Origin of the sequence: Ferrimonas sp. SCSIO 43195, from assembly GCF_023716685.1 — a bacterium.
Taxonomy (GTDB): domain Bacteria; phylum Pseudomonadota; class Gammaproteobacteria; order Enterobacterales; family Shewanellaceae; genus Ferrimonas; species Ferrimonas kyonanensis.
In genome coordinates this window covers 2,759,867-2,786,266 of the sequence record NZ_CP072679.1, presented here as the reverse complement: position 1 = coordinate 2,786,266, position 26,400 = coordinate 2,759,867, and the positions used below count along the sequence as shown (strand labels likewise).

22 protein-coding genes are annotated in these 26,400 nt (G+C 54.0%); 7 read left to right on the top strand and 15 right to left on the bottom strand.

Annotation, left to right across the window (positions count from 1 at the left end):
- The first annotated feature begins 157 nt into the window (after positions 1 to 157).
- From J8Z22_RS13025 to J8Z22_RS13015, 3 genes are all read left to right on the top strand, one after another.
- Positions 158 to 1,735 (top strand): BCCT family transporter, encoded by a 1,578-nt coding sequence (locus tag J8Z22_RS13025; protein WP_252006701.1) that lies wholly within the window; start codon positions 158 to 160, stop codon positions 1,733 to 1,735.
- A 327-nt stretch (positions 1,736 to 2,062) separates the two neighbouring features.
- Positions 2,063 to 3,532, top strand: coding sequence for a hypothetical protein (locus J8Z22_RS13020; protein WP_252006700.1), 1,470 nt, complete (start codon positions 2,063 to 2,065; stop codon positions 3,530 to 3,532).
- Between the two features lie 238 nt (positions 3,533 to 3,770).
- Complete coding sequence (locus tag J8Z22_RS13015; protein WP_028111822.1) at positions 3,771 to 4,313, top strand: type II secretion system protein; 543 nt, start codon at positions 3,771 to 3,773, stop codon at positions 4,311 to 4,313.
- 130 nt (positions 4,314 to 4,443) lie between these two features.
- Here the strand turns inward: J8Z22_RS13015 and J8Z22_RS13010 are convergent, their stop codons facing one another.
- The 4 genes from J8Z22_RS13010 to J8Z22_RS12995 form a co-directional block, all read right to left on the bottom strand.
- Positions 4,444 to 5,058 carry a disulfide bond formation protein B gene (locus J8Z22_RS13010; RefSeq protein ID WP_252006699.1) on the bottom strand — a complete coding sequence of 205 codons (615 nt, stop codon included), beginning with the start codon at positions 5,056 to 5,058 and terminating at the stop codon, positions 4,444 to 4,446.
- A 9-nt stretch (positions 5,059 to 5,067) separates the two neighbouring features.
- Positions 5,068 to 5,670, bottom strand: a complete 603-nt coding sequence (locus J8Z22_RS13005; RefSeq protein WP_051252367.1) for a thioredoxin domain-containing protein — start codon at positions 5,668 to 5,670, stop codon at positions 5,068 to 5,070.
- Between the two features lie 91 nt (positions 5,671 to 5,761).
- Positions 5,762 to 6,544 (bottom strand): hypothetical protein, encoded by a 783-nt coding sequence (locus J8Z22_RS13000; RefSeq protein ID WP_252006698.1) that lies wholly within the window; start codon positions 6,542 to 6,544, stop codon positions 5,762 to 5,764.
- A 42-nt stretch (positions 6,545 to 6,586) separates the two neighbouring features.
- Entirely contained in the window at positions 6,587 to 8,377 is a 1,791-nt protein-coding gene (locus J8Z22_RS12995) for an aryl-sulfate sulfotransferase (protein ID WP_252006697.1), read from the bottom strand.
- 362 nt (positions 8,378 to 8,739) lie between these two features.
- Between J8Z22_RS12995 and J8Z22_RS12990 the strand changes: the two genes are divergently transcribed.
- Positions 8,740 to 9,387 carry a hypothetical protein gene (locus J8Z22_RS12990; protein WP_252006696.1) on the top strand — a complete coding sequence of 216 codons (648 nt, stop codon included), beginning with the start codon at positions 8,740 to 8,742 and terminating at the stop codon, positions 9,385 to 9,387.
- Between the two features lie 537 nt (positions 9,388 to 9,924).
- Positions 9,925 to 12,606: a VCBS repeat-containing protein gene (locus J8Z22_RS12985; RefSeq protein ID WP_252006695.1), complete on the top strand. Its 2,682-nt coding sequence runs from the start codon at positions 9,925 to 9,927 to the stop codon at positions 12,604 to 12,606.
- A gap of 195 nt (positions 12,607 to 12,801) precedes the next feature.
- On the opposite strand, the gene J8Z22_RS12980 is transcribed toward J8Z22_RS12985, so the two are convergent.
- The 7 genes from J8Z22_RS12980 to nfsB all read right to left on the bottom strand — a co-directional run bounded on the left by J8Z22_RS12980 (position 12,802) and on the right by nfsB (position 19,795).
- Entirely contained in the window at positions 12,802 to 14,061 is a 1,260-nt protein-coding gene (locus J8Z22_RS12980; RefSeq protein ID WP_252006694.1) for a dipeptidase, read from the bottom strand.
- A gap of 295 nt (positions 14,062 to 14,356) precedes the next feature.
- Entirely contained in the window at positions 14,357 to 14,785 is a 429-nt protein-coding gene (locus J8Z22_RS12975; protein ID WP_252006693.1) for a PaaI family thioesterase, read from the bottom strand.
- Positions 14,786 to 14,972: 187 nt separating this feature from the next.
- Positions 14,973 to 16,160, bottom strand: coding sequence for a multidrug effflux MFS transporter (locus J8Z22_RS12970; protein WP_252006692.1), 1,188 nt, complete (start codon positions 16,158 to 16,160; stop codon positions 14,973 to 14,975).
- Positions 16,157 to 16,801: a recombinase family protein gene (locus tag J8Z22_RS12965; protein WP_252006691.1), complete on the bottom strand. Its 645-nt coding sequence runs from the start codon at positions 16,799 to 16,801 to the stop codon at positions 16,157 to 16,159. The genes J8Z22_RS12970 and J8Z22_RS12965 overlap by 4 nt, the downstream gene beginning before the upstream one ends.
- Positions 16,802 to 17,076: 275 nt before the next feature.
- Complete coding sequence (locus J8Z22_RS12960; protein WP_252006690.1) at positions 17,077 to 18,276, bottom strand: carbohydrate porin; 1,200 nt, start codon at positions 18,274 to 18,276, stop codon at positions 17,077 to 17,079.
- A gap of 175 nt (positions 18,277 to 18,451) precedes the next feature.
- Positions 18,452 to 18,937 (bottom strand): MarR family winged helix-turn-helix transcriptional regulator, encoded by a 486-nt coding sequence (locus tag J8Z22_RS12955; RefSeq protein WP_028111833.1) that lies wholly within the window; start codon positions 18,935 to 18,937, stop codon positions 18,452 to 18,454.
- A 201-nt stretch (positions 18,938 to 19,138) separates the two neighbouring features.
- On the bottom strand, positions 19,139 to 19,795 hold the full coding sequence (gene nfsB / locus J8Z22_RS12950; protein WP_252006689.1) for an oxygen-insensitive NAD(P)H nitroreductase: 657 nt from the start codon (positions 19,793 to 19,795) through the stop codon (positions 19,139 to 19,141).
- A gap of 103 nt (positions 19,796 to 19,898) precedes the next feature.
- Between nfsB and J8Z22_RS12945 the strand changes: the two genes are divergently transcribed.
- On the top strand, positions 19,899 to 20,270 hold the full coding sequence (locus J8Z22_RS12945) for a helix-turn-helix domain-containing protein (protein WP_028111835.1): 372 nt from the start codon (positions 19,899 to 19,901) through the stop codon (positions 20,268 to 20,270).
- A gap of 19 nt (positions 20,271 to 20,289) precedes the next feature.
- Here J8Z22_RS12945 and J8Z22_RS12940 read toward each other — a convergent pair whose 3' ends face one another.
- The 3 genes from J8Z22_RS12940 to J8Z22_RS12930 all read right to left on the bottom strand — a co-directional run bounded on the left by J8Z22_RS12940 (position 20,290) and on the right by J8Z22_RS12930 (position 24,679).
- Positions 20,290 to 21,069, bottom strand: a complete 780-nt coding sequence (locus tag J8Z22_RS12940) for a hypothetical protein (protein WP_252006688.1) — start codon at positions 21,067 to 21,069, stop codon at positions 20,290 to 20,292.
- A 108-nt stretch (positions 21,070 to 21,177) separates the two neighbouring features.
- Positions 21,178 to 23,430 carry a carbohydrate binding family 9 domain-containing protein gene (locus J8Z22_RS12935; protein ID WP_252006687.1) on the bottom strand — a complete coding sequence of 751 codons (2,253 nt, stop codon included), beginning with the start codon at positions 23,428 to 23,430 and terminating at the stop codon, positions 21,178 to 21,180.
- Between the two features lie 127 nt (positions 23,431 to 23,557).
- Positions 23,558 to 24,679 (bottom strand): alkene reductase, encoded by a 1,122-nt coding sequence (locus tag J8Z22_RS12930; protein WP_252006686.1) that lies wholly within the window; start codon positions 24,677 to 24,679, stop codon positions 23,558 to 23,560.
- 230 nt (positions 24,680 to 24,909) lie between these two features.
- Here J8Z22_RS12930 and J8Z22_RS12925 point away from each other — a divergent pair, with 230 nt between their 5' ends.
- Positions 24,910 to 25,458, top strand: a complete 549-nt coding sequence (locus J8Z22_RS12925) for an isochorismatase family protein (protein WP_252006685.1) — start codon at positions 24,910 to 24,912, stop codon at positions 25,456 to 25,458.
- 30 nt (positions 25,459 to 25,488) lie between these two features.
- Here J8Z22_RS12925 and cysZ read toward each other — a convergent pair whose 3' ends face one another.
- The gene (cysZ, locus tag J8Z22_RS12920; protein WP_028111840.1) at positions 25,489 to 26,244 is read right to left on the bottom strand and encodes a sulfate transporter CysZ; all 756 of its coding nucleotides are present in this window, start codon (positions 26,242 to 26,244) and stop codon (positions 25,489 to 25,491) included.
- Positions 26,245 to 26,400 lie beyond the last annotated feature (156 nt).

The following is a 26,400-nucleotide window of genomic DNA, read 5'->3' as shown; positions in this document are numbered from 1 at the left end:
CTTTTACCCTGCTTGAAGCCCAGTTTTGTATGGACTGTGATCCCGTTAATGGGCAGGTTCGTTTGAGTTCAAGCCATTGAAACTGTTAACATGCGCCCAACTCCGGATTCAAACACGGAGAATGACAGCTTGATGTGTAAGCTTTTTGAGAGGGAAGATGTCTAAGACAGTGGATAAATACAGTATTGAAAATACCGACTACACCGTCGGTCAGGATAACGTTCAGAAGTGGGGCTTTGATGTTCACAACCCGGTCTTTGGGATCAGCGCCAGCTTGGTGTTGCTGTTTCTGGCGGCCATTCTAATCAGTGATGCGGCCACCGCCAAAGCGGCGCTGGATGGCATTAAGTGGAAAATCATAAACAACTTCGATGCCCTGTTTATGTGGTCGGCGAATTTGTTCCTGATTTTCTGCTTATGGCTGATGGTGAGCCCATACGGCCGCATCCGCCTCGGCGGTGCCGATGCCCGTCCTGAGCACTCCAACTTGTCGTGGATGGCGATGCTGTTCGCCGCCGGCATGGGCATCGGCCTGATGTTCTGGGGCGTTGCCGAACCCGTTGCCTACTTCACCGGCTGGTATGAGACGCCATTGGGCGTCGAAGCCAACTCTCCGGAAGCGGTCAAGGTCGCCATGGGCGCCACCATTTTCCATTGGGGCCTGCATCCTTGGGCCATGTACGCGGTGGTGGCACTGTCTCTGGCGTTCTTTGCCTTCAACAAGGGACTGCCGCTGTCGATCCGCTCCATCTTCTACCCCATTCTGGGGGACAAGACCTGGGGTTGGTTTGGCCATGTCATCGACATTATGGCGGTTCTGGCGACCCTGTTTGGTCTGGCGACCTCGCTGGGCCTGGGTGCCCAGCAGGCCACCAGCGGCATCAACCATGTGTTTGGCACCGAAGGCGGCATCGGCATGCAGGTCGGTGTTATCGCCTTTGTTACCGGCCTGGCGGTCGTCTCTGTGGTTCGGGGCATTGAGGGCGGCGTCAAGGTACTGAGTAACGTCAATATGCTGGTTGCCCTGGCACTGCTGGTATTCGTCACCCTGGTGGGCGCCGCCGTCGCCTTCGGAAACTTGGGCCAAACCCTGCTGGGCTACGCCGAGAACCTGATCCCTCTGAGCAACCCCCACGGTCGAGAAGATGAAGCCTGGATGCACGGCTGGACCGTATTCTACTGGGCCTGGTGGATCTCCTGGTCACCTTTCGTGGGTATGTTCATTGCCCGGGTTTCCAAGGGCCGTACCGTTCGTGAGTTCCTGATTGCGGTAATGTTCATCCCCACGTCGGTGTGCATCATCTGGATGTCGGTGTTTGGTGGCATCGCCATCGACCAGATCATCAACAAGGTGGGCGAACTGGGTACCAATGGCCTGTCGGACATCACCCTGGCCCTGTTCTACACCTACGATGCCCTGCCTTGGAGCACCTTGTTATCGGTGATCTCTATCGTGCTGATCATGGTGTTCTTTATCACCTCGTCCGATTCCGGCTCTCTGGTGATCGACAGCATCACCGCCGGCGGAAAGGTGGATGCGCCGGTACCTCAGCGCATCTTCTGGGCCAGCATCGAGGGCGCCATTGCCGCCGTATTGTTGTGGGTCGGTGGAACCGAAGCGATTCAGGCGCTGCAGGCGGGCACCATCTCCACCGCCCTGCCGTTCACCTTCATCCTGTTGATGATGTGCGTCAGTCTGGTGAAAGGCATGAAGACCGAGCCCCTGGGCCGGTAAAGGACCGCGTATGGGCTGCGGCCCAGCGTCGTAGCCTGTGTTCTTGATGGATGCCCGTCGGCCCTGCTGGCGGGCATTGTTGTTTCCAGGCCGGGAAGATCGTCCTGTGACCTTCGCAAGCGGCCAGGGCATGCTTCGGTTAACCAGGGCATCCCCTGGCGCCAGGAGGGGTCTGTCTCCGGTAAGATTCGTTTGAACTTCTTGAAGCCATTGATTTACAACTGGCCGAGAGCGGTCGCCCTCTTAACAAGCGATAAAAGTTAACGAACACAAAGTGCTACAATAAACTGATAGCTGATGGATGTTGTTCATAAACCTTGAGGTACCGTGTCAAAAATAGTGGTTAAGCAGGAGGAGTCGCAGTCTTTTAAAGTCCTCCACCAGATGAAGAACGGCGATCATCGTCGAATCGATCTCTATTTCATGTTGCCCAAAGACATGGGCGTCAACCCGCAAAATATGGATGCCGGGGCCTACTGCCACAGTGCGGTTGTCGGGCGACGCTCCTACTATTCGACCGGGTTGCACCTGCCGCTGGTGCAGGGGCGTTTTGTCAGCCTGAATAAACGCACGGTGGAGGAGTTTCGCCTCTATCTGAACCTGTTTGCCTACCAGTTCTCCATCGCCATCGAAACCGACAGCAAAGAGTTGGCGCAGATCAAAGACGTCGATCAGTTTTATCAGTCCCTGAACGAGTTGTGTGACATCGTTGCCCAGCTGCTTAAGAAGTTTCGTCGCAACGAGCCAAGCGAACCGAAGTGGAAGCATTACTTCGAAAATGCCGATAACTATTTGTCCTGGTTCTGTGAGCAGCGATTTCTTAAGTTGGTGTCCCATGCGCCGCGAAGCAGCGAATACAACAGCGTTGTTGAGCAGGCCATCGGCCTTTGTCGGGCCGAGAGCGCCTACCGTGATGGCAGAAAATACAACTCGGAACAAACCAAGAGCGATCCCAACCGGGTTTCCAACAAAATGCTGTTACTGCGTCGATTGATCCAGCAGGGGGTGGTACTCAAAGAGGAGCTGAAAACCCTGGGGGTGGGGTTAAAAAAACTGACGTCGGGCATTGCCACCGGGGTAATCATGGTGATTGTGTCGACCCTGATTATCAAGGCGCAGGGGGCACTGAGCGGCCTGACTCTGGCTCTGGTGCTGACCCTGGCGGTGATCTACGCGTTTCGTGAAATTTTTAAAGATGACCTGAGAAATGCGTTGTGGCGACGGATTCAAAAGGGGCGCCCCAGGTGGAGCCGCACCCTGAGGGACACCACCAGTCAGAGTGCCATTGGGCGACAGTTAATCTGGGCTGATTTCATTAACAAAAAAGACCTGCCGGAAGAGGTACGAAGCATCCTGAGTCGGCGTCACAGCCAAAACAAGGTCGATGCGGAAATACTACATTACGGCATCAGCTCCAGAATTGCGCAAAAGGAGTTTTTGTCCGGTTACTCGACCATCCAGGAACAGATCAACTTCAGTCTGGCGCCGTTTGCCCGCTATCTTGAGCGGGGTAAAGCCAAGATCTATCGGGAGTCCGACGGCAAAGTCAGCAGCGAATCGGTGGAGCGCCGTTACCAGATCAATCTGGTGTTGATGCTGAAGGAGAATCGTCAGCCGCCCACCTTTGCCCGTTATAAGATCACCATGAATCGGTCTCAGATTATCGACATTTCCGAGAGTAAGCTGCCGGATGATATCGCTCCGATTCTGGCCGAGCCCAAACCGGAGTCTGAGCCAGACTCCCAACCAATATCTGAGCAGACGGCCAACGACACCCCGACCAAGTTGCCATCTTGAGTAGTCGCTTTAAAGCATCATGACGTTTCGGTGTTAGGGGGGCAAGAGTGCAATATTGTTTTGCTGGCTTAATAGCAGGCTCAGTAAATACAAAATCGTGTTGGCTTGAGTCATCGACGGCCATTGTTGTGACCGATGATTTAAGATAACGCCGTGTAAATTATAGGAAATTGGACTTGTTCGATATTGAGGATACTATTGATAGTATTGAAATCGACCGTGGCATGAGTGTCAGCTTATGATAAATCAAACACGCAATTCATCTAAACGTCGCTCAGGCTTCACTTTGATTGAACTGATCGTCGTTATCATCGTGCTGGCAGTGTTGGCCGTTATTGTTGCACCGAAATTCATTGGTCTTCAGGGTGACGCAAACCGTGCGGCTATTGATGGTGCCGTGGGTTCCATTAAATCTGCGGTACAACTGTTTAAAGCAAAGACGCTGACGTCCGGCAATGAAATGGCCACTCAAGTGGAATTTGAGGGCATTAAAGGCAGTCATTACCAGCCCTGGGCGGCCGGGGCAACCGGCAGCAGTTTTACTGCTGGATACAGCTCAGACCCGGAGATCTTTGAAGCTGCGGGCATCGATGTCGCAGAGTGGTCCCATCGCATCTATGTGGAAGCCGGCAGTTACGCGGTGGCCGCAGCACCAAAATCTGTGCTGGATAAAGCAGAGCCGACGATCAACGAAGTCAGAGCCACCAATTGCTACTTCAGTTATCACTGGAAAGTTTCCGGTGAGCCGGTTATCAGCACAGTCAAAACCGGTTGCGAGTGATGGCTCAACAGTCAGTCTGGTTGTTCTAAGCGACCATTGAATTATTCTTACGGTAGTATTGATGCTGTGCTTTTTGCTGAAAAGGCCCGCCGATTCAGGCGGGCCTTTTCAGGCGTAATCCTAAGGTTGGTTAGGAGGTGATTGCGGAGCCGATTTTACCTTTAACGATGTTTTTGATAAACCCGTAGGTTAGCGGAGCGAGGCACAAGCCGAACGCCGCAAAGATCACGATGCAGTAGTCGGCCATGCCAAAGCCGAGCAGACTCCACTCAAATTCGCCGCAGATCCCGCCTGGCTTGAACTCTGTCGGCCACCACTGATCCAGCGGCAGACCGGTCAGGAACTTGGGCTCCAGAGAGCAGGCATTGGCGCCGGCACCGCTGGCGAACAGATCGCCACCTTCGTTCAGCTTCTGCATCGCCTTTTCGATTCCGGCCAGCTTCACAGAGCACACCATTCCGTAAATGACCCCGACCCAGGCGCCAGTCAGCCCGGCCAGTTTCAGGCCAACCTGCTTTGGATTTACCAGAATCAGGGCGCCGGCGATCAGGATGAAGAACTGGGCCTCCCGAATGTAGACGCATTGTTCGCAGGGCTCGCCTTCAAGCCACCACTGGAAATAGAGGCTGGCGCACACCAGGGCTGAGAAGGCGATACCGGTCATTACCCACCAGGGCAGGCGTGTGTCCTGAAGTTCCGTCGGGTTGGTAAACAGGTCCCGGAAAAATTGAATAATCTGGTTCATCTTATCTCCTTACAGGTTGGCGGCGATGGTGTCGTCAAGATCCTTTAAGGAACCCACCGTGGCGGTGTTCACCAGTTTATTGCCATTGATGACAATGGCTGGAATGCCTCTCTCCAGCGCAATCGTTTTGGCAATGGTACGGTCGTAGGCCAGCTTTTCTTGAGCCTGGGGAGTATTCAGAGCAGTTTCAAACGCTTCTTTTGAGACGCCAGCAGCTTTCAGTCCGATATCACGCAGAGTGCCCTCAACCGCGGTCTTTCCCTTTACCGAGGCCAATTTTTTGTCATGCACGGCACTGTACATGGCGAGTTTGGCTTTTTTGTATTGCATTTCACCAATGGTCGCCGTGGCCGCCAAAACCTGACACGCTTCTATACCCAGTTCGCCTTTACTCTCAAGGCAGATGGCCTGAAAGGTCGTGCCGGTAGGAAGGTGCTTGATCATGTTGGGAGTAACCGCTTTTTCGTATTTGTAGCAGAAGGGGCAATAGACGCTGTAGACTTTTTGGACGGTACTATCCAGCTCCGGGGTGTCAATGCGAATAACCTCGGCAGCATGAATTCCAAAGGATAACGTGACTGTTGCCAGTAATGTAGCCAGAGATTTTTTCATAATTATGACCTCTCAGTGAGAAAGAAATAGAGATAATTTATCTAATGCAGTTAATTGAGTTATTAGTGCTTTTTTTTGACTGACCTATCTATTAGAAGGCGTATTGTGCCCCCATGTATAAGATATTGGCCGTGTTCTTATATCCATACCAAGCATGAAGTTGACGCAATGCCAGATTGGTTTGAATTTTGTTGGAAAAGCGATAGGAGAGGTTAATGTCAGCACAGTAGCCATTTTTGTTGCCGTCGGTTTCCGATATTCCACCGTACATGATATCTGCGTGCTGTTGAGTTCGGTCATGCATGCCAATATATCGAACGCCAATGGATGTATTGTCGGTAATTGGCTTATCCATTTTGAACTCGAGGTGGTAACCTCCCCAATCACCTTGAAAATCAGTTCCCCAGGCGTTAGAGCCCGTAGAGTACATATAACCGCCGCTAAAGTACCAGCTGGCGTCCAGGGCTTTAATATCGTATGACAAGCCAAGGGCTAGATTATTCTCATAGCCATTTACATTGTAATAGGAGACATTTTTGAACATTGTGTTCAAGCCCTTGATACCGGTTTTGAAATCTCCGGTAAATGCCAGTTTGTAGGTGGACCAATCTTCTCCTCCATTGGCCGGTCCGTTGTAGCTAGCGGACTTTTCGAGGTTATCGACGATACCTACGGTAACGATTCTTCCCCAGTCACCGGCATTGATGTTAGCCAGAGAGAGGGTAGTACGGTCAAACTGGTTGAGGTTATCGTCCAGCGACTGACTTTCGTGAAGCAGGTATCCTAACGAGATAACCGTTTTCCCGGCTGCGGCAGGCCCGCAAAGGCTCACCAGTGCGCAAGCCAGGGTGAGTCTGGATAGTGTTTTCATCATATATTCCCCATAGAGGGGTACCTGGGTACCCCGTATTTGATGTTACTTACCGAACTGGCTGGCCGGGTTGATCAGAACGGCCCGATAGTGGGGAGTGTTGTTCTTTTCAGACAGCACATCGATCTCCACCTTGACCTCTTTGGTGTCGTAGTCGATCTCATTGATTTTGCCGATGGTGGGAACGCCGGGCTTGGTCAGGTGGACAGAGCCTCCGAAGCCAAACATGGTGTTGCGGTCTGCCATGTACTCGACGTTCGAGGTGATGGGGGAGTACCAATCGAAGCCGCGTTGTTTGCCATACTCCCAGGTCTGCTGAACAGTCATTTTCTCTTCGTCGATCTTGTACTCCACGAAGCGGGTGTACTTCATCTCCTGCAGGGCCGGTTGGTCATAGCCGCGGCCGTCACCGTTATCCAGTACGGTGAGGCGGTTTTTATCGTCATTTAGCCAAGCGGTATGCTGGGTATAGGTGAAATCGAACTCGCCGTCACATACGCCCTTTTCGCTGCAGCTAATCTTGTGCCCCTTAGCGTCTACAGGTTGCAACACCTTGGTGGCAAGCTCGCCTTTCCAGCCCGCTTTGGGGGCCAGGATCCATTTTACTTTTTTGTCGCGAGTAACCTTGGCAACGCCCTGATGGCGGAAAGAGAGAATGATGGAGTCATCCTTGGGGTCGTAGTCGATGGAGTTGATGTGCGCCCAGTTTCGGCCAGCACCAATTCCAGGGATGTCGCCGTACGGGGCGTCAATGGCCAATTCGCCTGCTTTTTCTCCCATGTGGTCCATATCGACGTTCAGGCACACAGCCCCCATATCCAGTGCTTCCAGCAGCGCATCCCGATAGGGGTCCATGATCTCCGCCAGATTCCAGACATCGACGAGGTTGCCATCCTTGTCCAATTCGAGGATATGATCGCGAACGGTATGCACGATGTCCCCTCGGTCGTTGATGTAGTTGCTTTTTGCCGCTCGGACCAGTGAGTGGCCGTTGGGCATGATGTTGTGCTCGTGGGAGGCGTCCTGGTAGCCGCGGGGAAGGCGTTTGGTGTCGATTTGGCCGAGCAGGTTGAACGTGCCGTAGCGCTGGCCAGAGACGAAGGTCAGATCACCATTGCCGGTATCATGAATGCCCATGAAGTAGCCGCGTTTATTGATATCAATGTCGGTGGCATCATAGGTGGCATCCTGGTCGAGCCACCAACGGATCTCGCCCTGTGTATCGACGATGTAGTTGATGGGGGGCATCTCGAACGGCAACGAGCCTAACGCGGGTGACGACTCAAAGATACCGGCATCTTTGGTTTTTTGCCCAGACCAGTGCAGGTCCGAACCCTGATGATTGTAGGTACTGGAGTTAACCAGGTAGAGGCGGTCCTCGAAGCCTTTGGCTACGGTCTTAACCTGGATTTGTTGCATCAGTGAGATGTTGCGGTTGTCGACGTATTTATTGGTGATGGTTCCAGTCAGGACTTTATAATCTTCCGTGATTTTTTTGCCATCGAGCGTGTATTCGACGGTAACCTTGTTTCTGTGATTGGCGTAAAGGCCAAACAGGGGAATGCCGTCGTGGGTATTGATGGTTTGTTGGCCGACGGGATAGCTGATTTCTACGCCTTTCTTTCCTTTACCATGGACGGTAACCACAACATCTGTCGGGTGTTTACTGTTAAGGTCGATCAGCGCGGTTAGTGGCGAGGTTCCATAGGGATCGACCAGAACGGCGCCTAAATTTCCGGCGGCGGGAGCTGGTTTAAAGCCTGCGGCAATAGCGGTTGCAGAACCTAGGCATAGAGCGGTAACTAATGCAATTTTCGAAATTTTATTCATCATCATTTTCTCGTAGTTGTAAATCAGCTTTGATTACTGTTGGTGCTGCTATTTGGCCATCAATGTACGATTGGTTATTAGTGTCTCGATGAGCCGAAAATACGATATCGGTATTTTGTTGAAAAAAATGATAACGGTGTTAATACAAACAGGAAGCCTGTCCGGCTTGAATTGACGGTCGTCGCAAAATTCCAGAATGATTAGAGACGGGTCAATAAAAATTGGAATGGTTTTTTTTATGTTCTGTCTTTTATGTGACAAAGGTAGCGATCTTTTTATTCGCTGAAAGCTCTTGTTAGTGTGGGCCACCTAGTGTAATAATCTTGGATACGAATTAATTTCAGGGAATATTAGAAATGAGGGCGAATGTGATCAGGGAAGCTAAACTTGAGATATCGAGGTGTGGACCTGGTGCTATCTCTATTCTTGCGCTCTCAAAAACATTAGGGGTTTCCAAGAACTGTCTATATTCAGAGTTTAAGAACAGGGAAGGCATTGTTGCCTCTGTACTGATAGATTTATTTTATGGGTTGTATAACACCGGAGTGTCGGTCAATAATGCAGAGTGCTTTAATGCAGCCGAAAAAATAGCTGCCTACTATTCGTTGTGTGTAATAAAACCTTTAAACAACAAGGATGACATTGGTGTCCACTTCTTGTTGCACAACAAGCCATTTTGGCTCGGTTTGGATAAAGATAAGTACGAGGAGATGAAAACAGCGTTTAAGCTGCACTTCGACTTTATTGAAAGGGTAATGGCACGGCACGAAACAGAGCACTCTTCAGAGTTGATAGAAATGGCTAAGGTAAAACTCAACGCTTTAGAACGAGGTTTACTGCTGACGATGATGAATACTTTAGAGCCATGTCACAAACTACAAAGCAGAGACATTATTGATATTATTTCTCATGAGGTTTATGGGATATTTCCAGACTTTCAAGAAACAATCGACAAAGATAAGGTTTTTGTTTGGGTTGAAGACTTTGTGAACTCTTTGCCGCAGTGGGCAAGTTGATGCGAAAACACATTGTGTAGGTCGATGGTATTGCTTGTGAACAACATTTTTGTTGGTGGCTGTTTACATTAGATTGGATCAAATTCATATAGGGCCGCAGTGTTTCAAAGATGTCGTTGGGTTGGAACAGCTTGCCAGTGGCTTCTGCTATTAGCGATAGTGGATTGGAAATCCGTTGTCTTTTGAATTCAATTAGAGCATCGCCGATTAGATGTTTGTGGAGATGAAGGTGACTGGAACTCAGTGGATTAATTTGGTGATGTTTTTATCAATAAAAACCAGTTGTTTGGTTAAGATTGCGTTTAAACTTTTGTTTTGAAGCTGCACGCCTTTGTTCCTAGTGTACCTTCATCCCCTACCTAGGCAGTTAGGCTCTGACTCCTATCGTGGTAGGAGCCTTCACTGGTGAGTGGTTATAGCACTCCCTCTATGAATTGCTTGACTGGTTAAATTAAAGCATACTATTCAGTCGCTTATCAGGATGATCGGCCCCAGGATTGGGTAATGTGTTTTGCAGTACAGTATTAGGGATGAACGATGTCGATAAAGCATGGAGTACTTCCATTGGTGGTTCTGTTAGCCGCTTGTGGTGGTAGCGGTGGCGGCGGTGGTAGTGGCAGTGACACAAGCAACGTCAGCAATGATATTCGCGGGCTTTGGTATTACCCGGTCAACGCAGAGTGTACGGAAACCATCCAGTTTGCCGATGACGGTACGTTTCGGGTTGAGTCCGGAGAGTTTTGGAGCCAGGGTTCCTATGCCTTTACCGGCACTGTTCCGTCTGGCAGCGCCCACAGCCTGTTGTTGACCTTAACCGATTGGTCCAATGCGGTTGATTGCAGCGGCGATTTCTCCGAGTTGTCGGGAGGCAGTGGCGAGGTCTTCGTTAAGTTCCCAAGCAGCCTGAAGATGGACTGGTACGGGACCGCATCCGCCACTGCGGCCATTGGCAGTTATCAGCGCGATAATCCGCTGCAATTGGGGCAGACTCAGTTTTCCTATGTCCCGGGTCAAACGCTGACGATAGAATTAGGCGGCCGTTACTCCGGGGCCAAAAATGCTCGGGTGGCGTATGGCCCCGAAGGGCTAACGGTAAACGATCAAGGCCAACTGGTTTGGGACCTGAAAACCCCGATGTTCAGTGGCTCCCTTACCGTCGACGTGGGCATTGAAAGCGATGACAGCCTTGCCATCGGCGAGTTTTCATTAACGGTGGTTGCCGCAGATGCCGCCATGCCCGTGACCCGCGGCAACCTTCAATTCCTCCAGCGCCGTGAGCAATCGATGTTTGTTGCCGATTTCGATGGTGATGAGCGTAATGAATTGTTGATTACCGGTACCAACCGATTGATGAGCATCCTGACTCACACCGAGCAGGGGTACAAACAATCCTGGGCCTACCCATTTGAGATCGATGGTGTGAAAGACGGCGATAGCCTTGCCGTTCGAGTACACGATATTAACGGTGATGGCCGTACCGACATCGTTGCGCTGACCTCGACAGGCCTGTACCAGATAACGGATCTGACTCAACCCGCAAGGCTATTGCTCTCCCTTGGCGACTTTTCTGCCGTCGATTTTGCTATTGCCGACAACGATGCCGACGGTGACATGGAGTTGCTGTTGCTGGGGGCCCATGGAGTGCAGATTCGGGATCTGTCGTCTGGCGAATTACAGACTGAATTTCCGGTTCAGTGGTCGACCCAAAGCAGGCTCAACTATGGCAACATCGATGACGATCCCCAACTGGAACTGGTGCTGGTAAACGGGACGGTTTACGACAGCCTTGATGGCAGTCTGCAGTGGCAGCATACCGCTGAGTTTGGTGATTACACGCTGGTTGCCGATGTCGATGGCGATGGTCGGGATGAAATCATTGCCAGCCCGAGAGGCCGATCGGTGCAGGTGTTTGATGCCGAGTTGAAACAGTTGCAGCAACTGGTTCGTGACGATGGCAGCTTTTGCCAGATTGCTGCGGCCAACCTGGATGATGATGCGGCATCGGAACTGCTGTTGGGGCCGTGTCAATGGGGCGAGGTCCAGGCTTACGACATTGACGCAGGCAGCAGCGAACTGATGTGGTCGGTAAACCACGATGGCGGCGGTCGCAATATTAGCGTGCTTGCCACCGGCGATGTGGATAACGATCAGCAACTCGAGTTGATCTGGAGTTCAGGGCGTTCGGAGATGGCCATTGCCGATATTCAGCCGGTCGCCGCTGTTCTGTGGGATAACAGTGAGTTGGCCCGCGTTGAAAGGCACCTGGCAACCGGCTGGGGCCAGATTCGACCTGGTGTGGAGGCTGGGGTGTTTCTCAGTGCCAGAAATCAACACACTCGAGAGGGGCTGAGTTATGTTCAGATGGACAGCAACGGCGACCTGACTCAAAGCCCGGAGATTGACAACAACTGGGAAGATATCGAGGTTGGCAAACTCACCGATGTTAATAACGACGGTTTTGCCGATTTGCTGTTTGGCAGTGCTAACTATTACGACGGCTATTTTGCTGTCCATGAAGTGGACTCCGGCCAGCTGTTGTATGGCGGTGTGCCGGTACCGCAGGGTGATGTGGATCTGATCGAAGTTCATGATCTTAATAATGACGGCAACGACGATGCCATTGTTGTCGAGGGACGTGAGCTTCAATTTATTGATCTGTTCAATCAGGCCGAACTGGGCCGTTTTGTGGCGCCAGGCTTTGTAACGGCGCTGGCGCTGCAGACCGATGACGACGGCAGCACCTTGGTCGCCATGACCTATTCGGATTACAGCACCTCTACCACAGGGATTGTCTTGTTGCGGGGATCTGGCGGTAACTACAGCCAATTGTCCAGTCATACCAACGTCAGTTGCCGGCAAATGGCCTTCGATGGGGCTGAGCTGTTGTGCAGCCATTATCAGGGCATTAGTCGCTATGATAAGCAACTGAGTTTGGTTCGAAGTACGGCCCTTAGAACGGCGGAATTTGGCTGGATCAGTGATATCAATCAATTGATACCACTGGAGAACGGCAACGTTGTGGTCGCCGCATCGGATTTGGTGGCAGACGGCAAAGCCAGCCGCATCATCGAGTTGAACGAGGCCCACAATAAGGTCATTTGGCGTAGTCCGGCATTGATGGGTACCGTGTTACCCGAGTCCCTGCACCTGATTCAGCGACCGCAGGGCCGACATCGATTGCTGTTTGGTTCCGATACCGCCATGTTCCTTACCCGCTAGTGACGCAAATCCCGGTGCCTCAGCACCGGGATTCGGTCCCCTTTCGGGGATCGAACCTGAGGATTAGCGATTGTGCCGACGCTGACCGAGACTGAGCGGCGGCGCAGGCGGTTCCAGCAAAGGCGCCATCGTAGACGGCTGGACAGGTAGCGCTACTTGCCTGCTTCGAAGGTACAGGCACTGCCTGCCACCGGGCTATCGGGTGCCAAAGCGTTGCATGAACTCCTGACGAATTTTCACTCGTTGCTCGTATTCCTTGTCCCATTGACCCTGTGGAGCGCCTTCCCAGATTTGTTGATAAACCCGCATTTTATTGCCGGCATAGATTTTTGCTAATTGGGCATCGGTGTAGCCGCGTTTCCACAGTTCATCGGTGATGGCGGGCAGAATTCGCGCCAACATGGCGGCATCGTCTGCACCACGCTCAAAGGCGTCGATCATATAGCCATCATCCTGATACATGGTGGCGTTTTTCTTAGCGAAATCGACCACCAGGGAAACGTCGAACATGTCGTCGGTTGCCAAGCCTACGTGGTCTTCTCCTAACAGCTTTACATAATAATCAATCATGTCAGCAGCTTGAGTTGGGGTGATGTCGTCAGGCCAGATCCCATCCATCATCCACTCTGTAAAGGTCGGTGAGACGTAGCCGCCAGATTTCACCACTCGCAGGGCTTCTTCATCGGTGATGTTGCGGTAACAACCGCGGGGAGAGGCTTTGGCTTCATCGCGGTACAGGCCGGCGGGAATTGAGTGGGTAAAGACATAGGGCACACCGGGATAGTGAGCGTCCATGTGGTCCATGGCGTCCATGGCCGTTTGTTTACCGGTATGGCTGAGATCGAGAATAATGCCGTATCGCACCATTTCGTCAATGATGGCCCGGCCCCAAGCCGTTAAACCGTCATCCATGCCATTGTAGGCGCCCAGTGAGCCGGAACCGGCGCGGAATCGATCGTTGTAGGTAAGAATCATGCTGACAATGCCCATTTCCCGAATGGCCGCCATTCGACTTAAGTCCTCTTCGAGAATTGTGGCGGTCTGCGAGTTCCAAAGTACGGCGGTTTGTCCCTTCAGGTGGGCTGACTCGATGTCTCTTATGGAGCGTGCAAACACGTAATTTCCGGGTTCCTTGGCCATAGCACTGCGAAATGCTTTGTGTTGACGCATCAGTTCGTCCCAGTTTTGCGATGCGGCCGCGAGAGTGAGTTCATGGCCGGTGATGCCGGCAGCGCGTGACTCTCGATAGTATTCCAGCAGTTGTTCTGGTTTGGTCCAGCCGGTGCCATATGGGCTGGCCATCATGCCAATCACGATGTTGTCTTTAACAAAGGCTTTGGCTTTGTTGGATGCGGGCCACAGCTTGGCTTTCAGACTTGCCGGTACGGGTGAACTGAATACGACACTCATTATTGATGTTACAAACAAAATGGCTATCGTGCGGCTTCGCATCATTACCTCCTTTAAAGGTATTGTTATCCCGAATGATTACACTCCGGTAACACTATAGACGCAGGTCAGTCTTCTCGACAGAAAACACAGCTCACGCAGGCCGTGTTGGCGGTTTCATGGCTAATCGTCAACGCCATTTCTTCGCCGCTACTTTGTAAAGCGGTTGAGTCGTGGCCCGTCAGGGCAGGATCTGGGCTGGCATCGGGTGATTGATTGATACTTGTCGCAGCGACCGTGGTGGCGAGGCTGGTTGTCGCTTTGTGCCCTAGTGAATTGACCCGTGTTTTGAGGAAGGGGATCAGACCGGAGTGGTCCGCCGAATAACAAACTTGCCTTCGGATCTGGCCATCGGCTTGCCTGCCATTCGAATCTCAGCCTGCACTCGATACAGCCCTTTTCGTTGAGTTATCAGCCTGGCGATCAACTTCAGCTCGGCATCGCACGGTATCTCATGGAGGTAGCGGACTTTCATCTCCGCGGTGACCGCTTCTATGCCCTGGTTGAACAAGCAGTGAGTCATGGCCGAATCCAATAAGGCGCCGATCACGCCGCCATGAAGAATCCCGTGGTAGCCCTGCAGTGTCGACTTTCCTTTGAAGGAGGTGCTGATCTCAGTGTTTTCTCCCGCTCGGAACTGCAGTCCCAACGACAACGGGTTCTGATCACCACACAACACACAAAACTGATGGTGTACTCGGGTTCTGTCGAGGCGATCGAGCGGATTCATTGTCTGTCCTCATTATCATTGGATTACTCCAGCGGGCTTGCAGTACACCGTAAACGGGGGCGGTGCTGCCAGTGCCTTGGTGTTAGTGATCAGGATTATACTTGGCATATGCCATAAACGCCATTGCCATTGGAAGGCACGAATTGCCTGCACTGTGCCCGGGTTCAGTGATTTAGCTGTGGCAGGCTCAATAGGACATTTGCGCTTCCGGGCTGTTGAAACCCCGCAGAATGTTGCCCAGGGTGATGATGGCGAAGATGGCGATCACCAGCGACAGATGCCATGCCTGGTTTAGCCCCAGTGACACTAAAGCCATGCTGATAATGGAAGAGGCGATCATCTGTCCGCCTCCGGACATGGCTGCCGCCGCGCCGGCTTGCTGACGGTAGGGCTGCATCACCATTGCCAGAGCACAGGGCAGGGCAATGGCGTTACCGATCACCATCAACAGCTGGCCTATCATCAGATACAGTGGCTCCACCGGGCAAAAGAACAGCCACAGCGCTGAGCAAAGATGAATGACAGGGGTGGAAAGCAACATCTTTTTGCTGCCGAAACGCGGCCGATATCGGTTGCACAAACTGGCACCGGCGATCATTCCCAGCGCGGGGATCAGCGCCCACAGCGAGTATTCGTCCGAGGTCATGCCCACTTGATTCTGCATGATAAATGGCATGGTCGACACCGTGGTGATCATCAGGCTGAAGTTGAGCCAGCCGATGCTGGCAAAGCTGATAAAGTGGCGTGAGGCCAGCAGGTCCCGGTATTGTCGCAGCATCTTGGCCGCAGAGGGGATCGGCGAGCGCTCGGTCAGGGTTTCTTGGAACCGCAGCGCGATGACTAACCAGGCCAGGGAGACATAGCCCAGCAGCGAGACAAACACCATGCTCCAGCCGAAGTGGAAGTTGATGAAGCCACCGATCACCGGGGCGATCACCGGTGTAATGGCGGCCACCATGGCGATGTACGACATCGCAGTTGGCAACTCGCCGCCGCTGAATCGGTCACTGACGGAGGCCCGGGCCAGTACCGCACAACAACCGGTGCCCAGCCCCTGCAGGAAACGGCCGAGGACCATGCCGGAGAAGGCGTCGCCGAAAAGGATGATCAGCCCGAGTCCCAGCATGGCAATCAGCAGTCCGGTGAGCAAAACCTTTTTTCGACCCAGGGCATCGGAGACGGGGCCGTAGATAAACTGGGAGGGCCCAAATCCGAGCAGATAGACACTGATCAGCAACTGGGCTTGATCCATCGAGATGCCAAAGTCTTTGGCAATCCATGGCAGTGAAGGGAACACCAGCCCCATGCTGAGTTGACCGATGCTGACGATCAGGCACACCAGTAAGATGGATCGGATTAGGAAAGGACGACTCATAAGGCGTCACTCCCTGCGGCGGGCATGTCGCCCCGGCGTCGCAAACTGCCCTCGTCATCGACTTCGTTTAGCCTGGCCTTTACCCGTTTGACCGTCGATAGGCTGACATCACACCGTTCCGCCACGCTTTGAAGGGTATGGCCATCCAGCAGCAGCGAGGCGATGCGTTGGTGCTTGGCTTTGTCGGCCGGGCGGCCGCGAAATTTCTTCTTCCACAGCTCCGGCTGATCTTTAAGGGCATTTCGTCCCTGCTCGGCGGCGTACAGCCGGTGCTGGGTTTGAACCTTATCGTAGCCGGACAGCAGCAACAGCAGGGTGTTGGTCTGTTCGTGGTCCGGATCGAACCGAAGAGGTTCGCAGATCAGCTGCAGCGACACGCCTTTGCCCAATAACCGGTTGACGGTCGCCAGTACCTGGTTGAAGTCCCGGCCAAAGGCCGTGAGCCACCAGATAACCAGGGTATCGCCAGACTCCAGAGCGTCAAACAAACGGCTGAATTGCGGACGTTCCAGCGGTGGCACCTGACCATGAATCGAGTCTTCTACATGCACGGCAGCGGGGAATGCCGCAGTCATGCTTTCCAGGTGTTGTTGATAGGCCCGATTCTTGGGCGAATAGCGGGTGTAGAGGTAATGGGTCATGGCTTTCTGAATGGTTCATTAGCTGTGATGGGTCATAAATATACATGGGTTCATTAATTCGATCAACACCAAATGAGCCAGTGAGGACGGGGAGGGAGTCATGTCTATGAACCTATGAAGGTTATTTTTCAGTAGCAACGGTGGGGTAAACATCGCTGAGCAGGCTGTTCTGAGCGTGGGCCTTCCTCATTTAATTTCGAAAAGCCCGACCCCACAGGTTGTGGCGTCGGGCTTTCTGCGTACAGGCTGATGCATCGGCCTGGGGCGTCTACGGCTTAGAAGTAGTAACCAAAGTTGATGTTCAGGCGCTGATTGGTGCCGCCGTCACCCACCAGGGTACCACCGATGAAGGGCTGATTTTCCGCCACCACAAAGTCCACATAGGTGAACAGGCCGCCGGCGGTGATGGAGACACCGGTGACGTTCATAAAGGTGTCATCCAGAGACTGAGGCTTGTCGGTCATCAGGGTGTAGTCGTTGTAGAACGTCAGGTTACTGATGGGACCCAGAGAGACCGGCAGGTTATAGGAGACGTTGGCGGTGTAGCTCAGGGCTTCGGCTGGAATCGAGTCGTAGAAGGCGTAGGCACCCACCACCATCTGGTCGACGTCCATGCCATCGACGTCGTATTCATAGCCGGTGACCTGCAGCTGTACGTTCCAGGCGTTGTAGTTGATAACGCCGTGCACGGCTGCGGCCTGGTGGTCGCCGTCCATGTTGTTGTCGATCTCCAGCTGGCCGTACTGACCGGAAGCACCCAGCTCCAGCTGCACGCCACTCAGGTCGAAGGTGTGGGCGTAACGCAGGTTAAAGGTGTTGGTTTCACCGGCTTCCAGGCTGGGTGCGTCGAAGGTGCCCTCGTCGGCCAGACGGACACCGACGATGTCGTAGGAGTAACGGGCACTGCGATCCGACACATAGCCGTCGAGGCCACCCTGTTCGTCGTTCTTGTAGAAGGCGATGTCCAGCTGGTTATTGCTGTTTTTAAACTGGTAATTCAGACCCATGTCGTAGTCGTCTTCCAGCCCGGTGTAGAAGTTGGAGCTGAAAAAGAAGCTGTGCGAGGCGTAGGGCAGGATACCGAAGGGCACCTGAGTCACACCCACTTTACCGTTGTGCTGATCGTTAAAGTCATAGCCGACCCAGGCGTGGTGCAGCACGTCCATGTATTGGTACCAGCGGTACTGGGCCGACAGGGTCAGATCGCCGATGCTGCCATTGGCATCCAGCCGGAAGGTGTCAAAGTCGAAATCCCCGCCACGGTCTTGGTTGTCGTCATCGTACTCTTCGTAGCTGTACTGGAATCGCACTGCGCCACCCAGAGTAATGCCGTTGTCGTCTGCCGCTTCGGCTTGTTGCTGCTGCTCTTTTTCCAGGGCGTCAATGCGCGCCTTCAGCGCTTCAATGTCGGCATCGTTGGCCAGGGCAGGGGCAGAGAGCAGCAGTCCCAGAGCTATGGCGATAGGGGATTTCATCGTTGTACTTCCTTAACGAATTGAGTAGGAGGGGTGTGTGATGGGTGTAATGCAACCGTAGTCAAAATGTTGCGTGTGCGGGTATGCTACTGAATTAATGGTTAGAACTCAAATTAGTTTCTGACCAAAGGGCAATAAAAAAGGCGGCCTGGGCCGCCTTTAAATGATCAGAGTTCTACTTTTCCAGATTCGGAGACTGAATGTCCAGCAGCGGCGCCGCATCCAGGTTTTCGGCGTCCATCATATATGCAACACGCTGTAATGATGAAAGAATTTGTGTTTTCTCCCACTCTTTGAGGTTTTCAAATCGGTCGATGAATTTTTCGTGAAGCAGTGGGGGGGCCGAGGCCAACACGTCGGTGCCGGACGGGGTCAGCCTGGCGTTGACGATGCGTTTATCGGTTTGACTTCTAACCCTTTCAATAAAGCCGCGATCCTGCAGTCGGTTCAGGATGGTGGTCACTGTGGCGGCACTCAGGGACACCTCATTGGAGAGGCGCCGAACGGTCACGTCTCCGAGCGTGTCGATGGAGCGCAGCACCATCACCTGAGGGATGGTCAGGCCACAGGCCTTGATCATTCGTTTGGATTGCAGGTCGGTGGCGCGAATGATACGGCGCAGTTCAACCAGGACTTCAGGCCAGTATTGTGAGTCAGACATAGCGGTAGTTAGTAAAAAAACGGTGTTATCGGCCGAGTATATCTGTCACTCACCAGAACACAATTGATAACTCATTGCAGACAGGGGAAAGAGCGGAAAAAACCACGGTGGCTCGGTGTTTTACCGTTAAAACGGGGTGCTGAGAGGTCGTGTGTGGCAGCGGCGCTGAGTCAGCGCCGCCTGGTCCAATGCCGTGTCGGATTAGGGCAGTAGCGTAAAGATCTCGGTTTCCGGTAAGCGTGATTTTGGCAACTCGGCATTAAAATCCGAGTCGTTGCGATAGCCCAGTGCAACCATCGCCACCGCCGAATAGCCTTGTTCCAGCAACCCCAACTCCTGGTTCAGTACCTTGGTATCCACGCCTTCGATAGGCACAGCGTCCACGCCCAGAGCCGCCGCGCCCAACAGTACGGTGCCCATGTTCAGGTATACCTGCTTTTCCATCCAGTGCTGGGCATCCTTAAGGTCGAAGCGGTGCATGTTGATGAACATGGTGCGGCCCATGTTGACCGTCTCCTTGAAGGCCGGCTCGGCAAAACGGCCGTCTTGATCTTCGGTTTCCAGCAAGTGTTGAATGTAGTCGTCATCGATTCCGGTTTTGGCGCAAAACAGGATCACGTGGGAGGCGTTCAGAACCTTGGCCTCATTGAAGCTGTACAGCCCCTGGGTCCCCTTGCTCAGGGTGGCGCGGGCCTCATCGGAGTGGGCAATCACAAAGTGCCAGGGCTGAGAGTTTACGCTGGACGGGCTGTAACGCAGCAGCGCCTTGATCTGCTGGAACAGTTCATCGGGAATTTTCTTATTGGCATCAAACTCTTTGGTTGAGTAGCGAGTCTGTACAACGTCGATAAGGTTCATGGGTTCGATCTCCTGATGATCGGTTTAACTGATGCTGGTGGAGGTATAATAGGTGTGCCAACGTTTAAAGCAAGTACGCACAACTGTGATACATAGGTACAAAATGGATACTGTTAAAAAGCGCCGCAGCAAAATCTATACCGGAGAAGGTTGTCCGGTAGAAGCGAGTCTGGAGTTGTTCAGTGGCAAAGGTAAGGGGATGATTTTGTATCATCTGCTCGGTGGGACACTGCGTTTTAATGAGTTGAAACGACGCTTAGGCTCGGTGACACAGCGAATGCTGACCAAGCAACTGCGGGAGTTGGAGGCGGCGGGCTTGGTGCATCGACAGGTGTACGCGGTGGTACCACCAAAGGTGGAGTATCGTCTGACCGCCACCGGGGCGTCGCTAGAGCCAATCCTGCTGGCGCTAAAGCAGTGGGGCGAGGAGCATGCCTTGCCCATATTGCGCCAGCAGGCGAACGCTCCGGCCTAGCTTATGGCCGTGACTGCGGTTAAAACCCAAGACCCATGGAGTTGCTGCTGAAGTGGGTCACCCCTTCGCCTATCTCTTTGCTGAGATGGTCTTGAATGCGTACCCTCAGCAGGTGTTTTCCCGGGGCCAGCTTGGGTTTGTGGAACTGGGCGATGATCATCGGCATGTAGCAGGGCTCATTTTCCGAAAACGGCGAATCTTTGCCGGCGCTGCACTGCCCGGCATGTTCGTAACTCCAATGAAAATCGATCAGGACCACGGGTTCTCCGTCAATGCTGGCCTGAATGTCGCTTTTAGTCAGCGTGGGTGAGATGTCCATTATCGCCTTAGGGGTGCCGTCGACGTTTTTGTAGTAGAGGCGGGGCAGTTTGGCGGCGGCCAGGTGCATCGGCCTGAAGGCAGCAAACAACGATTGGGAACCGCCATTGCTGGCCCATACCGCCAACGAATACACTTCGATGGTGTCGAAGGCAATGTCGATGGTCTGGTTTTCCGTTAGTTGCAGGTTCCAGCCCCAGAACTCCAGTTGAGTTTTGGCATACTGGGGCAGGTCGAGGCTGTACAGCGAGTTGTAGTGGCCCGCCGGAATCTCGGCCCGGTAGCGGCCGTTGGCATCGCATTTAAAGTACAGCGAGTCGTCAGCGATAAAGCCACTGGGATTAAAGATTACGTCGCACAGAGGTACCGCTTTGCCATGACGGTCGGTCACGGCTCCGTCGATGACGACAGTGTCTTGGGCGTGGAGGTGGGCACTGCTGATAAGCAGTGCCAAGGCCATAACCATGGCGTGTGTATTCATCGATAGTCCTTTATCAATAGGGGAGCGTTCGTCCGTGAGCGATCAGCCTACTCTATGCATTTTTCCTAAGTTATATCAAGCTTATGTTGGCCCGCTATTGAGTTCGGGCTACAGCAACCAGGCGTAACTGAACTTGGCAAAGACACTGCGATCCAGTTGCTCAATGCTGTCGTCGATGCCGTCGTTAAAGCGGCCATCGGCGTAGCCAGCGTAAAACACCGTTTGCGGGTTGAGTTTGTAGCCGTACAGCAGTTCGGTGGACAGCTTACGGGTGTTTGGATCCACCTGATCGTATTGATACAGGCTGGGATCGCGCTCGATGTCGCGATAGATGGCGGTCAGGCGCAGGAAGTTACGCACATTGAATTGCCAGCTCAGGCGAAGATCCGACAGGTTGGCGGTAAACAGGGTGCCGCCGTCCACCGCTAATTGCCGCCACAGATGGTCCAGTTCCACCACCAGTTGCGGCAGCGGTTGCCATTTGAAATAAGGGTTAACTTGGGTGCGGGTCCCCAGCTGATTATTGGCAAAATCGATGTCGTCGCCGTAGGTCAGGTGCAGCTCCAACTCCAGATCGCCGCGGGGAACAAATTCGATGTCCACTCCGGCAAAGGTCTCATCGAACATCGGTGCGTTGCCTTCCACCGCCAGATCCTCCTCCCGTTCGCGGCGGCCGCGACGCTCGCGAGAGACGCCCCACAGGGCCAGGTAGCTCTGATACAGTCCTTCACCGCTGAGACGGAATTCGTTCTCCTGTTCCAGCCGCTCGCCATTATTGTTGCGGGTTTCATCCACGTCGCCACCGAGACGCACTTTATGGAAGAAGCCTTGCTGCGGGTACCAGGTGTGTCCGCCACCGGCCACCCCTTTGCCCCAGTCGGTGTTCTCCACGAACCCCAGATCTGCACGAAACTCATCGTCGATGTAGCGATACAGGGCAAATCCGTCCCAATTGCGGGATTGGTGTTGAATCTCCGCCACCCAATGGTAACCGCGCAGTTCACCCTGGCGACTGCGGCTGGCCTGTTCGCCCTCGGTTTGATCCGCTAAATCATCCGGATAGCGGGTGTCTGACCCCACCAACAGCAGTTCGGCGTACGTCTGGCTGCTAAAGTCGTAGCGGCCATCCACGCCGAAGGTGTAGTTGTGGTAGTCATCGCTTTGTCGACCGGTGGAGATGGCGCCGATGCTGAGTTGATCGCTGTGGTTATAGCGGTAACGCAGGGCCAGGTTATCGGATCGCTGGTCCAGTCCGGCGATGTCGGAACTGAGGTTGCCCGGCAGCAGGAAGTTGGTCTGTTCATCGCGGGTTTGCAGTAGGGCGAAGCTGTGGTCACCGCGGCCGCCGGTGAGCTTGGTACCGAACTCCGGTTCGGCCAGGTTACGGGTGTGGATCAGGGTGCTGTAGGTGTCAAACAGGTCGGAGTTATCCAGATAAAACGGCCGTTTTTCCGGAAAGAACAAGGCAAAAGTGGTGTTAACGTCCAGCTGGCCGGCATCGGCTTCCACCTGAGAGAAGTCGGGATTGATGGTCAGGTTAAACAGGGTGTCGGGAGTCAGGTTCCAGCGCAGGTCGCCGCCCAGATCGACCTTGTCGGTCTGCTCCCATGGCTGATGTGGGCTGGCGCGCTCCTCGTCCCGCCTCAGGGTCAGTGACGGGGTGATCTGTAACTGGCGGCTGGCGGTCAGGTTGCTCAGGCCGGTCATTTCGCTCATCTGGCACAGGGTGCAGGCGACGTTGCGATCCAGCTCGGTGTTGGACAGGCGGTAGGTCTTGTCTCTGGGCCAGAAACGGACCAGCTCGATGCCCCAGGTTTGCTGTTGATGGCTGTCGTCGAAATTGAACATCCGCAGTGGCAGTGCCACTTCAACCACATAGCCGCGCTCATTTTGCAGGCCGGCGCTGTACCAGATGCCATCCCAGGCATCGCTTTCCTCGCCGGTGAGCTCGTTTTCGATGGAGTCCTGTTGAACGCCATAGGGGTTGATAAAAAACTGGTAGGCCAATCGGCCCTGATTCCAGGTGTCCAGTTTGATCCCCACCATGTCGTCACCCCAGGCCTTGTCGCGATCGCTGAGGTTGGCACGGATGGCGGAGGGATCGGGGTCCAGGGCTTCAAAGGCCACGTACAAGGTGTCTTGATCGGCGGTCAGCCAGGCCTGGGTGGTGACGGGCGCCGGGGTGTTTTCTCCCGGCCGGGTTTCGATAGTGAGTTCGACCTGGCGGGCATGGGCCCATGCCGGCTCATCCAGTTTACCGTCGATTTGGATCGGCCCCTGGTGGTTAGGAACTTCGATGGCGGCGAGGGCGGAATGGGTGCAGCTTATTAGTATTATCAGTGCTGCCAAGCGGATGGGCATTGTGTTGATTCCATGTAACAAGAAGGCTGCGCCATGTTGCCATAGCGCGCTGAATTCCTCGAGTTACCCTGGTAAGGAATTGTTACTTTTGCGTTATTGAACAGCCAGTCGTAACGGGACGGCGTATCTAGATCAAGCTCTGTTTTAGTTGTTGATGATAATCCGGGTAGTCGGTATAGCCTTTATGATTGCCGCCAAACAGGGTCGACGGGTCGCCGATGTCGGCCAATGGCAGATTCCGCTGCATTCGAAATGGCAGATCCGGATTGGCGATAAAGGCACGGCCAAAGGCGACTGCGTCCACCAATCCCTCGTTTATCAAGGCTTCTGCGGAGGCCTTGTGGTAGTTACCCGCCACCACAATCGCGCCGCTGAAGGCCGCTCGAAGATCGCGTCGGAACCCGAGGCTAACGGTGGGGGCGTCGTCCCAGTCGGCTTCGGCCAGGTGTAGGTAGGCGATGCCAATACGGTTAAATTCGCCGGCGGCCAACAAGATGGTGTCGATGGCTTCGCTGTCATCCATGCCCCGTTGAGTAATAAAGGGCGCTAGTCGCACTCCGACCTTGTCGGCGCCGATGGCGTCGCTGATGGACTCGGTTACCTCGGTCACAAAGCGGATGCGGTTGGCCTGACTGCCGCCATAGGCATCGGTCCGTTGGTTGGCGCTGCGGCGCAGGAACTGGTCAATAAGGTAGCCATTGCCGCCATGAATCTCGACGCCATCAAACCCTGCGGCCATGGCGTTGAGGGCGGCTTGGCGGTAATCCTCGACGGTGGCGTGGATCTCGTCGGTGGTCAGCGCGCGGGGAACCGGGCAGTCGAGCATGCGGCCGATGCCATCGTCACCGACAATCCAGACCTGGGCATCGGGGGCCAGAGCGGATGGCGCCACCGGTTGACCGTCGGCATGCAGCGATGGGTGGGACATGCGGCCAACGTGCCACAGCTGCAGAAAGATGCGACCGCCGTTGTGGTGTACGGCATCGGTGACCTGTTTCCAGCCGTCGATCTGTGCCTGGGAGTAAATTCCGGGAGTAAAGGAGTAGCCCTTGCCTTGCGGCGATATCTGGGTGGCTTCGCTGATGATCAGTCCGGCCCCGGCACGCTGGCCGTAATACTCCGCCATCATTGGCGTAGGAACGTCGCCGGGCTGTGCGGTGCGGGAGCGGGTCATTGGCGCCATCACCACCCGCTGGGGCAGGGTCAATTCGCCGAGGGACAGAGGGTGAAACAGGGGGGAAGTGGACATGGTGTTCTCCGGTATCAGGGGGCCTATGAGGCAATGACGCCAGTATAGGTTTATGCTGAAATTAAATAATTGGCGCCATATCTAAATCACTTTTTACTCAGGCTGAATAAATGGCGATTTCCCCGACTGCCTTTAGGCTTGCCTCTTGGGCGACGGAGTGACAAGCTGGCGAATAATTGAGCCATTAGGCGGTTGGCTTGCAGAGGGGAAACGGCGCGCAGGAGGCGAAGATGCTGGAGTTGAATCAGACTGGTCTGGTGTTGGTGGATGTGCAGGGGCGACTGGCTCAAAAGGTTCATGACAGTGAAGCGGTGCTGGCGCGGCTGAGGGGGTTGCTGCAGGCGATGCGGCTTTTAAACCGGCCGGTGCTGTGGCTGGAGCAAAACCCCGTCGGCCTGGGGCCGACCCATCCGATGTTGGCAGCGGAGTTGCTGCACAGCCATCCGGTGATTAAACACAGTTTTAATGGCTGCCGCGAACCGGCGGTGCTCAGTGCCCTGGCGGGGCACGATTGCCGCCAATGGCTGGTGTGTGGCATCGAGGCCCACATCTGTGTCTATCAGACGGCTCGAGGCATGCAGCAGGCCGGCTATGAGGTGGAGGTGGTCAGCGATGCGGTCTCAAGTCGAGATCCGGCTAACCTGGCACTGGCGCTGGCGCGATTGTCGGCATCAAAGGTGGCATTGACCAGCGTGGAGATGGCGCTGTATGAGCTGATGCAGGATGCCAACCATGAGGCGTTTGGCGCCATTCTGCCGCTGGTAAAATCTCTGCCTTGAGTCAACGAAAAGGGCCTGACGGCCCCTTGGTTAACGAATGATGTCGTTGCGGAACTTGTCCACCCACATGGCGGTGGCTCCACAGATGGCCACCGGCATTACCACCAGGTTGACGATGGGGATCATGGCAAACGCCGCCACGGCGGCGCCAAAGGTGAAGGAGGGGCCTTTTCTGGCACCGATGGCGGTGCGCATCTCCCCAAAGTGAATCTTGTGGTTGTCGAACGGATAATCCAGGTACTGAATGGCCATCATCCAGGCGCTGAACATAAACCACACCACTGGCGCTACGGTCTGGCCGATTCCGGGCACCACGAACAGCAGCAACAGTACCAGCGCCCGCGGCAGGTAGTATTTCAGTTTCTGCCACTCACGCCCCAACACCCGCGGAATGTCCTTGATGACGTCCACAAAACCATCGTCGTTGACGCTCTTCCCGGTGAGTCGCCGTTCTACCTGCTCTGCCAGAATGCCGTTGAATGGCGCTGCCAGCCAGTTCATGGCGGAACTGAAGATAAACGAGAACACCACCAGCACCGTCACCACCGCCAGGGGCCACAGGGCCCAGTCCAGCCAGTCAAGCCAACTCGGCAGGCTGGCCATCAGTTGGGTCATCCAGCCGGACAGTTGCTGAAACAGCCAGTAGAATGCGGCAGCAAACAACACCAGGTTGATGCTAAGCGGGACCAGAACAAAGCGTCGCAGGCCCTTGGTGCGGATGAGCTCAAAGCCTTTGATGAAGTAACTGGCGCCGCTGGCGCTCTCTGGCATAACAGATTGATTCATAAACTCTGCTGAAATAATCGATAGTTACCCCCATTTTGAGTGCTAAATGCGTAAAAGGTCAACAACCGGGTTGTTGCTGGCTGTTACAAAAGCGGGCGGCATTTGATACAGTGCCCCATTGAGCTTTTCCCTTGAAATTGTTGAGAATTTAATCGC